We start from the raw sequence: 7,792 nt of genomic DNA, 5'->3' as shown, positions 1-7,792 counted from the left end.
CGGGTCAGTCGTCCTTGCCGGACGACGGCTTCTTGCACACGACGGTGTCGCTGGGGATGTACGTGGTGTGGAAGTTCTCGGTCTTGACGACCGCGGAGGACCCGGCCTTGCGGAAGACGCGCTTCACGTCGATGTCGAAGCCGCCGTACCCGGTGTTGGGCACGCAGTCCGCGGTCGTCAGCGTGCGCGTCTTGGGCGAGGTGAAGGCGTACCGGTTGCCGGTCTTGGACTCGATGTCCCACACCTTGGTCGACCACATCGACACGGTGACCACGCCCTGCGACGAGCCGGTCGCCGGCGTCACGTTGGCCTGGATGAGCACACCGTGGTCGGTGTCGTTCTTGAAGCGCAGGTCGACCGCGCCCCACGCGACGGTGGCCTCGCGACCGACCGGGTAACGGTCGATGTAGAACGAGTGCGGCTTGTGCTCCACGTCCTGCAGGCCCGCGAAGAACATCGCGTTGAAGGTGGTGGTCGCCATCTGCGAGACGCCGCCGCCCAGGTCGGACTTGAAGATGCCGTCGGCGATCATGAAGCCCTCGGTGAACCCGTTGGCGCGGGTCCGCTCCCCCACGGTGTCGTTGAGGCTGAACGTCTCACCGGGCTTGAGGACGGTGCCGTTGACCAGCTCGGCGGCACGGCCGATGTTGATGTTGCGGTACTCGGCGTAGGGGTAGTACGTGGTGAAGCTGGAGACCTTCTCCTTGATGCCCAGCGCCTCGGCGTCCTTGGTGGTGAACTCCGGCTGCGCGACCTCGGAGGGCAGCTCCGCGGTACGTCCGTCCCCCTCGGCGACGACGAGGTCGAGGAACTCCTCCTCGAGCTGGCCGTTGTCGTAGGTGACGCCGGGCTTGCCAGGGACGACCTGCGGCTTGCCGCCGACGAGCTTGACGGTGGCGTCGACGGGCTCACCGTCACCAGCGGTCTTGGAGGCGACCACCTTGTGCAGGCGCTCACCGTCGAGCACGGGCACGAGGACGCCGTCCTGCGGCTCGGTGGACAGCGCCTTGGTGAAGTCCGACGGCTCGAGGACCACGTCGGTGTCCTCAAAGGTGATCGTGACGGGGCCGGAGACGGCCTTGTCGCCGAACGACTCCTTGACCGCGGCGACGTCCTCGTCGTCGATCTCGGGCGCGAGCGTCTCGGTGGTCAGCTCCGCGCGCGGGTCGCTCCCGGCGAGGAACGCCTCGACCAGCCGCTCCCGGCTCGCCTCGGGGTCGAGCCCCTTGCCGACGACGGCGGAGGTGGTCTCGACCTGACCGTCCTTGAACGTCAGGGTGCCGTCCTTGGGGGGCGTGCCGCGCTCGTCGTCCACGCTGGTCAGGAAGGTCGCGAAGGTGTCCTCGTCCACGTCGACGACGGCGTCGAGCTCGTCACCGCCGGTGAAGTAGTTCCACAGGCGCCCCGGGCTCCACGAGCGCGTGCCGCCAGCCTCGGCCACGGAGGCCTCGTAGTCGACCGTGAACCCGAGCGTCTGGGGCGTCACCGTCTGCTCGGTGCCGTCGACGTCGACGGTGACCTCGCGGTTGACCCGGTCGGCCAGACCCGCCTTGAGGCGGTCGGCCGCCTCGCCCTGCGGGTGACCGCCGATCTCCACGCCGGAGACGGTGGTGCCGCGCGGCACGTTGTCGCCCGCCACCGCGTACGCAGCCGCGTACAGGCCTCCGAACAGCACGACGAGGCCGAGCAGCATCAGGACGACGACTCGGCCGCCGAGCTTCTCTTTGCTGGGAGCAGACGCGGTTGGCACGTTGGCATCCTAGGCGGGCTGCCCTGAAAGACCCGGATCCGTGCGTCGTCCCGGGAACACCACCGACACCACGACCAGGACGACGGACCACACCAGGAAGGCGTACCCCAGGACGTTCGCGGGCACCAGGTAGTCGCCAGCACCGCGGGGAACGGCCGCCACCACGGCCACCACGACCCATCCCAGCGCGAACGCCAGGCGGGTCCACCAGCGTGGCGGCAGCGCCCACCACAGGAGCAGGCTCACCAGCACGCCCAGCAGCAGCCCCCACCACAGCTGGTGGAGCAGGACGGCCGCGGCAGCGGACAGCAGGCCCAGCGCGAGCGCTGCCACCGCCCCCGCCACCGACCGGATCACGGGGTGGTGACCCCGGCGAAGAGGTCGTCCTCCAGCCCGTCCGCGCCGACGGGGCCGCGCGCGCCCTTGGCGAGGCGGAAGAACTCCTCGGCGAAGTGCGAGCCGCCGCTCTCGGCGCCCCTGAAGAAGAAGTCGTCCTCGCTGACCTGCGAGCGGTGCTGCCGCAGCGCCTCCAGCTTGCGCTCGAGGAGTCCCTCCCCGGCGATCCGCGCGTCGAGCAGGCGGTCCGGGGTCACCCAGCGGCCGAAGTCGCCGTCGGGGTCCATGCCGCCGAACGACTCCGTGTCGCCGGCCTCCCGGAGCTGGCGCAGGCCGTCGCGCATCCGGCTCTCGCTGATCGCGCCCCAGTAGATCTTCTCGACGTCGTGGGCCTCGCCGAGGTCGGGACGGTACGACGGGACCGCAGCGAGCTGGGAGCCGTACATCGCGACCCGGTGGGCCTGGACGTGGTCGGGGTGGCCGTACCCGCCGAAGTCGTCGTAGGTCACCAGCACCTGCGGGCGGACCTCGCGGATCACCTCCACCAGGTGGGTGGCCGCCTCGGTCAGGTCGGCGCCCCAGAAGGAGGCGTGGTGCTCGCGGTCGTCGGGGATGGCGTGGCCGGCCTCGTGCCACTGCATCCCGGAGTCGCGGTACGTGCCGAAGCCGCCCAGGAAACGGTGGTCGGTCACCCCCAGCACCTTCATCGCCGCGGCCAGCTCGTCACGGCGGTGCGGCCCGAGGGCGTCCTGCTCGTCGGCGCGCAGGTGGCTCAGCTCGTCGACGAGCACCTCACCCATCTCGCCGGCGGTGCAGGTCACCAGCGTCACCTGCGCTCCCTCGTCGACGTACTTGGCCATCACCACCCCGCTGACGATGGTCTCGTCGTCCGGGTGGGCGTGCACGAGCAGCAGTCGCTGGTCCGATCGGTTCCCCATGCGCCCCACCCTAGGCAGGAGGTGGAAGCTCGGCCGAGGGTGCCCACCCTCCGGTGTGTCAGCGCGCCGGAGGGCCCTGGGCGTCGGGGCGCTTGACCCGCTGCGGGGCCTGCGGCAGGACCAGCGGCGGCAGCTCGGGGGCCGCTGCGGCCGGCTCCTCGAGGTCCAACCAGCCGTCGAACTCGTCGGCGAGCATGTCCATGACGAACTCGGGGGCGTCGCTGAGGACGGCCCACGGGTGGTCCTCCTCGTCGTCCTCGCCGGCCAGCCGCTCGCGCACGGTCTCCGCGGAGTAGCCCGCCGCCACGAGCCGGGCCGCGGCGCTCCGGGCCGCGGAGTCGTCGAAGAAGATCGCCCTCACCCGGGCATCATCCCACCGCGACACCACCGGTCCGCACGGCTACCGTGGCTCCCATGCCCGAGACCGGTCCCGAGCAGCCCGCGGACGCCCAGCCCCTCCTCGGCGCGCCCGACGTGGTCGAGACCCCGGAGCGCCCGGCGTACGGCGTGCACCTGGAGCGCACCTCGGAGTCGCTGGACGAGGTGCGCGCCCTGCACCACCGGGCGGCCTCGTACGTCGGGCTGCCCACCCTGCTCAACGACCTGAAGTGGCCGCTGCGGCGCTCGCCGGTGCTGCCGCGGCTCATCGGTCGCCGGGTGCACCGTGCCTGGTCGTTCAACTCCTACGACGAGCGCGACCACGAGTGGTACCCCCAGGGCATCGCGACGGCGCACGACGCCCCCGACCGCTCGGTGGTGCCCGACGACCGGCGCATCGTGGTGACGACCTGGTACTCGAAGGGCACCGACGGGGTGCAGCGCGGGTCGCGGCTCACCTTCGTCGACCTCGACCGGCGCCGGTACCGCCACGTGCTGCTCGTGGTGCCCACCTTCGACGAGGACGGGCAGCTGGTCCTGGAGCCGCTCAACGTCCACGCGGGCGGACTGGTGTGGGCCGGCCAGTGGCTGCACATCGCCGCCACCGGGCGCGGGTTCGCCAGCGCCCACGTCGACGACCTGATGAGGGTCGCCGGGTCCGACGGGTCGATCTCCGAGTTCGGCGTGCGCCCGCACGGCATCGCCTCGTACGGCCACCGCTGGGTGCTGCCGGTCCGGTCGATGCACCGCGCGGTCACCGACAAGGGCCACGACCGGCTGCGCTACTCGTTCCTCGGCCTCGACGCCGGTGCCGAGCCGCCCGCCATCGTGGCCGGGGAGTACGCCTCCAAGCCGGACACCACGACCCGTCTGGCGCGCTTCGACCTCGACCCGCAGAGCTGGCAGCTGGCCGCCGACGACCACGGGATCTCGCGTCCCATGAACGTCGACGGCGGCGGAGTGCTGCGGATGCAGGGTGCGGCCGTCGCCCGCGGCCGGCTCCACGTGTCGACCTCCAACGGGCAGTGGGGGCCGGGGTCGATCTGGACCGGCCGCCCCGGAGACCTGACCTCGCACCGCTGGGCGCTGCCGATGGGACCCGAGGACCTCACGTACACGCCCCGCTCCGACCTGCTGTGGACCGTGACCGAGCACCCACGTCGGCGGTGGATCGTGTCGATGCGCCGTTCCGACTTCGACTGACGTCCTCCCCCGCGCCCTCGGGTCCCGGCTCAGCGGGGCAGCTTGGCCAGCTGGCGCGACTGGGCGACGAGCCGGTCGGCGGAGTCCCAGACCTCGCAGTCCTCCTCGAACATGCCGCCGCCGACGTTGCGGGTGGCGTGGGTGATCCGGAGCCAGCCGGGCGCCGGCACCGCACGGACGTGGGCGGTGAGCTCGACCGTCGGCGCCCACCCGGGACGCCCGAGGTCGAAGGTGACCGGCGGCAGGGCGTCGAGGACCATCAGCAGGGTGACCGGGTCGGGGTCGCGCCCGTCGGCGAGGCGGAACCAGGCGGTGAACCGGCCGACGCCACTGGGCTCCCCCACCGCCCAGCCGATGCACGAGGGGTCGAACAGCATCTCGAAGCGCTCCATCAGCGGCGCGAGGCGTCGCACCTCCTCCGGCGCCATGCTGCCCGGGACGCACTGCTCGCGCGGCGCCAGCTCCGGCGGCGCGGCGGTGACCCGTACGTCGTCGGTCGGGAGCGACGCGAGGTCGCCGAAGGTCGCCAGCGCGGTCAGGCGCACCTCGCCGTCCTGGCGCAGCTCGGCCCGCACCGTGCTCGAGGTACGCCCCGGCCGCAGGGGCGTCACCTGGACCTCGGCGGGACCGGCCGTGGCGGCGGAGAGGAAGTAGGCGCTGAGCACGAAGGGGTCCGGGTGCTGCGGGAGGCTGTGTGACACCGCAGTGCCGAGCACCCCCATCTGGTACCCACCGTTGATGCCCCCGCCGACGCTCCAGCCGCCGTCGAGGACGGCGCTGAAGGTGTCGGCGGACGTACGTTCCACGGCGGCGTGGGTGTCCCACTCGAAGCTCATGGGCGTCATCCTAAGCAATCGCTCAGCGAACTCTGTCGCGCCTCAGCACCCCGAGCACCAGCAGCGCCTGGCCGGCCACGTACGTCGCCATCACCACGAACCCGCCCCACTGCTGCGCAGCCGGCGTCCCGAGCCAGTCCAGCCCGGCGAAGGCGCGCAGCCCGATCAGCGCGTCGGAGAGCACGAACAGCGCGGCGCCGCGCCCCGCCCACCTGGAGACCCCCGGGGCGAGGAGGGCCATCAGGACCAGCGCGCAGGCGTACAGCACCACCGGGACGACCAGCGGGAGCGACGAGCGCGCGACCAGCACCGCCAGGCCGAGGACGCACGCGCCGGCGATGCCCAGCGCGACCGGGTCCCTGACCAGGGAGCGGCTGCGGTACGGCCAGAACGCGACGGCGTACGTCACCTGCGCGCACCAGAAGCCCGCGACCATCATCAGGAACCCGCCCCCGCCCCACCCGCCCAGGCCCAGCCACTCGGGCACGGGCGAGCCGTGGACGAGGCGCGGCAGGGTGTCACCCAGCCACGAGAAGAACAGCGCCAGCGCGGCGAGGCGGACCAGTCGCGAGGCGGGCCGGGCGGCGGCGGTCAGCAGCACCGCGGCCAGCGCAGGCATGAGGGCGACCTGGGTCAGGTCGGCCACGAGCGCCGCGGATCCGGCGTCGCCGGCCACCAGCTGGGCCACCAGGTGCACCACCGTCACCACGGAGAAGGTCGCGAGGGCCAGCACGGCGGGGGCGCTCGGGCGCGGCGGAACCATGGGCGCACCCTAGGGCCGGACGGGCGCGGGCGCAGGTGGGGGCGCACAATGGCTGGGTGAGACCGTCGGGCGAGTCCAGCACACCGACGTTGACCTCCCAGTTCTTCTCCCTCGGCCCGCACGCCGGGTCGCACCGGGTCGCGCTGCGCGCGGTCGTCACCGTCGCGGTCCCCCTGCTGCTGCTGTGGTCGCTGGGGCGCATGGAGTGGTCGATCTACGCGGCGTTCAGCGCCTTCACCTCGCTGTACGGACGCAACGACGTCCACCTCTCCCGCCTGCAGATGCAGGCCCTGGTGGGGGCGGCCCTGGTCGCCTCCGTCGTGGGCGGCGTCGCTGTCGGTCTCTCCGAGCACCGCGGCTGGCTCGCCGTCCCGTGCGCGGCGCTGGTGGCGGGCGTGGGGTCGTGGCTCTCCGACGCGCAGGGGTGGCACCCGCCGGGGCCGCTCTTCCTCGTCTTCGCGTTCTCGGCCTGCGCGTCGGTCCCCTCCGAACCCGGCGACCTGCCCGTCGCGCTCTCGGTCAGCGCCGCGACGGCCGTCCTCGCCCTGGTCATCGGCGGCGCCGGCGCCTGGTGGCGGGTGGCCCGCCGACCCGACGACGCCGTACGGACGAGGCCGCGCCGCTCCGACCACGCGTCGGTGGTCCGCCGGCACGTGGTGCGCTGCAGTGCCGGCTGCCTCGTCGCGGGCGCACTGGCCACGGGCCTGGGCATCGGGCACCCGTACTGGGCGATGGTCTCGGCAGTGGTGCCGCTGGTGGCGGTCGACTTCAGCCACCAGCTGCTGCGGGGCGTCCAGCGGGTCGCGGGCACGCTGGCAGGTCTGGTGCTGGCGTGGGCGCTGCTGTCGGCCGAGATGCCGACCCTGGCTCTCATCTGCGTGGTGGTCGCCCTGCAGGCGGCCGCCGAGCTGTGGATCGGGCGCAACTACGCCCTCGCCCTCGTCGCCGTGACGCCGCTGGCCCTGCTGATGATCCACCTGATGGCCCCGGTGCCACCCGGGGTCCTGGTGGTCGACCGGGCGGTCGAGACCGTGATCGGCGTGGCCGTCGGCGTGGCGCTGGGATGGCTGACGCGACCACGCAGCCGCCCCGGCACGACGCCGTCCTGACGCCGCGCCCCCTTCCCCCAGCGACTCCGTACCGGCAGTATGTCCCCGGGCCACGAGGCCCCGGACGAGAGGAACACCCCCGTGGGACGCTTCGCACTGCCCCAGGCCCGCCCCGACGGGCTGGACTCGCCGCACACCGTCACGGCGATCAAGTACATGGCCAAGGTGCAGGTGCGGCTGTTCAAGCTGACGAACGGCCGGATCGGCTCGAAGTGGCGGGTGGGAGCCGGCTTCTCCAAGCCTGTGCAGACGCTGCTGCTCGAGCACGTGGGCCGCAGGTCCGGCACCCGGTTCACCACTCCCCTGCTCTACCTGGTCGACGGCGACGACCTCGTCGTGGTCGCCTCCCAGGGCGGCCTGCCCAAGAACCCGCAGTGGTTCGCCAACCTGATGGCGCACCCCACCACGCAGGTGCACCTGCGCGGCGAGCGCGGCCGCGCCGTACGGGCCCGGGAGGCGACCCCGGAGGAGCGCGAGGT

At 72.8% G+C, this 7,792-nt stretch carries 9 protein-coding genes; 3 read left to right on the top strand and 6 right to left on the bottom strand.

Features of this window, described 5'->3' with window-relative positions; genetic code table 11:
- Positions 1–4: 4 nt before the first annotated feature.
- From ACI379_RS13490 to ACI379_RS13475, 4 genes are read right to left on the bottom strand one after another with little or no spacing between them, the layout of a single operon-like run.
- Positions 5–1,750 carry a VanW family protein gene (locus tag ACI379_RS13490; protein ID WP_439792608.1) on the bottom strand — a complete coding sequence of 582 codons (1,746 nt, stop codon included), beginning with the start codon at positions 1,748–1,750 and terminating at the stop codon, positions 5–7.
- 9 nt (positions 1,751–1,759) lie between these two features.
- The gene (locus ACI379_RS13485; RefSeq protein WP_439792607.1) at positions 1,760–2,083 is read right to left on the bottom strand and encodes a hypothetical protein; all 324 of its coding nucleotides are present in this window, start codon (positions 2,081–2,083) and stop codon (positions 1,760–1,762) included.
- A 20-nt stretch (positions 2,084–2,103) separates the two neighbouring features.
- Positions 2,104–3,024 (bottom strand): N-acetyl-1-D-myo-inositol-2-amino-2-deoxy-alpha-D-glucopyranoside deacetylase, encoded by a 921-nt coding sequence (gene mshB, locus ACI379_RS13480; RefSeq protein ID WP_439792606.1) that lies wholly within the window; start codon positions 3,022–3,024, stop codon positions 2,104–2,106.
- 58 nt (positions 3,025–3,082) lie between these two features.
- The gene (locus ACI379_RS13475; protein ID WP_439792605.1) at positions 3,083–3,385 is read right to left on the bottom strand and encodes a hypothetical protein; all 303 of its coding nucleotides are present in this window, start codon (positions 3,383–3,385) and stop codon (positions 3,083–3,085) included.
- 53 nt (positions 3,386–3,438) lie between these two features.
- Here ACI379_RS13475 and ACI379_RS13470 point away from each other — a divergent pair, with 53 nt between their 5' ends.
- Positions 3,439–4,605: a hypothetical protein gene (locus ACI379_RS13470; protein WP_439792604.1), complete on the top strand. Its 1,167-nt coding sequence runs from the start codon at positions 3,439–3,441 to the stop codon at positions 4,603–4,605.
- Between the two features lie 29 nt (positions 4,606–4,634).
- On the opposite strand, the gene ACI379_RS13465 is transcribed toward ACI379_RS13470, so the two are convergent.
- A complete protein-coding gene (locus tag ACI379_RS13465) occupies positions 4,635–5,441 on the bottom strand; it encodes a thioesterase family protein (RefSeq protein WP_439792603.1) in 807 nt (268 codons plus the stop codon).
- A gap of 22 nt (positions 5,442–5,463) precedes the next feature.
- Entirely contained in the window at positions 5,464–6,204 is a 741-nt protein-coding gene (locus ACI379_RS13460; protein ID WP_439792602.1) for a lysoplasmalogenase family protein, read from the bottom strand.
- 56 nt (positions 6,205–6,260) lie between these two features.
- Here ACI379_RS13460 and ACI379_RS13455 point away from each other — a divergent pair, with 56 nt between their 5' ends.
- Both ACI379_RS13455 and ACI379_RS13450 read left to right on the top strand, forming a co-directional pair.
- The gene (locus ACI379_RS13455) at positions 6,261–7,313 is read left to right on the top strand and encodes an FUSC family protein (protein ID WP_439792601.1); all 1,053 of its coding nucleotides are present in this window, start codon (positions 6,261–6,263) and stop codon (positions 7,311–7,313) included.
- A gap of 81 nt (positions 7,314–7,394) precedes the next feature.
- On the top strand, positions 7,395–7,792 hold a 398-nt coding region (locus tag ACI379_RS13450), incomplete at its 3' end, for a nitroreductase/quinone reductase family protein (RefSeq protein ID WP_439792600.1).

Source organism: Nocardioides sp., assembly GCF_051876515.1.
In the GTDB taxonomy this organism is placed as follows: Bacteria; Actinomycetota; Actinomycetes; order Propionibacteriales; family Nocardioidaceae; genus Nocardioides.
The sequence above is the reverse complement of the archived record's forward strand: the minus strand, read 5'-3'. Positions and strand labels throughout refer to the sequence as shown.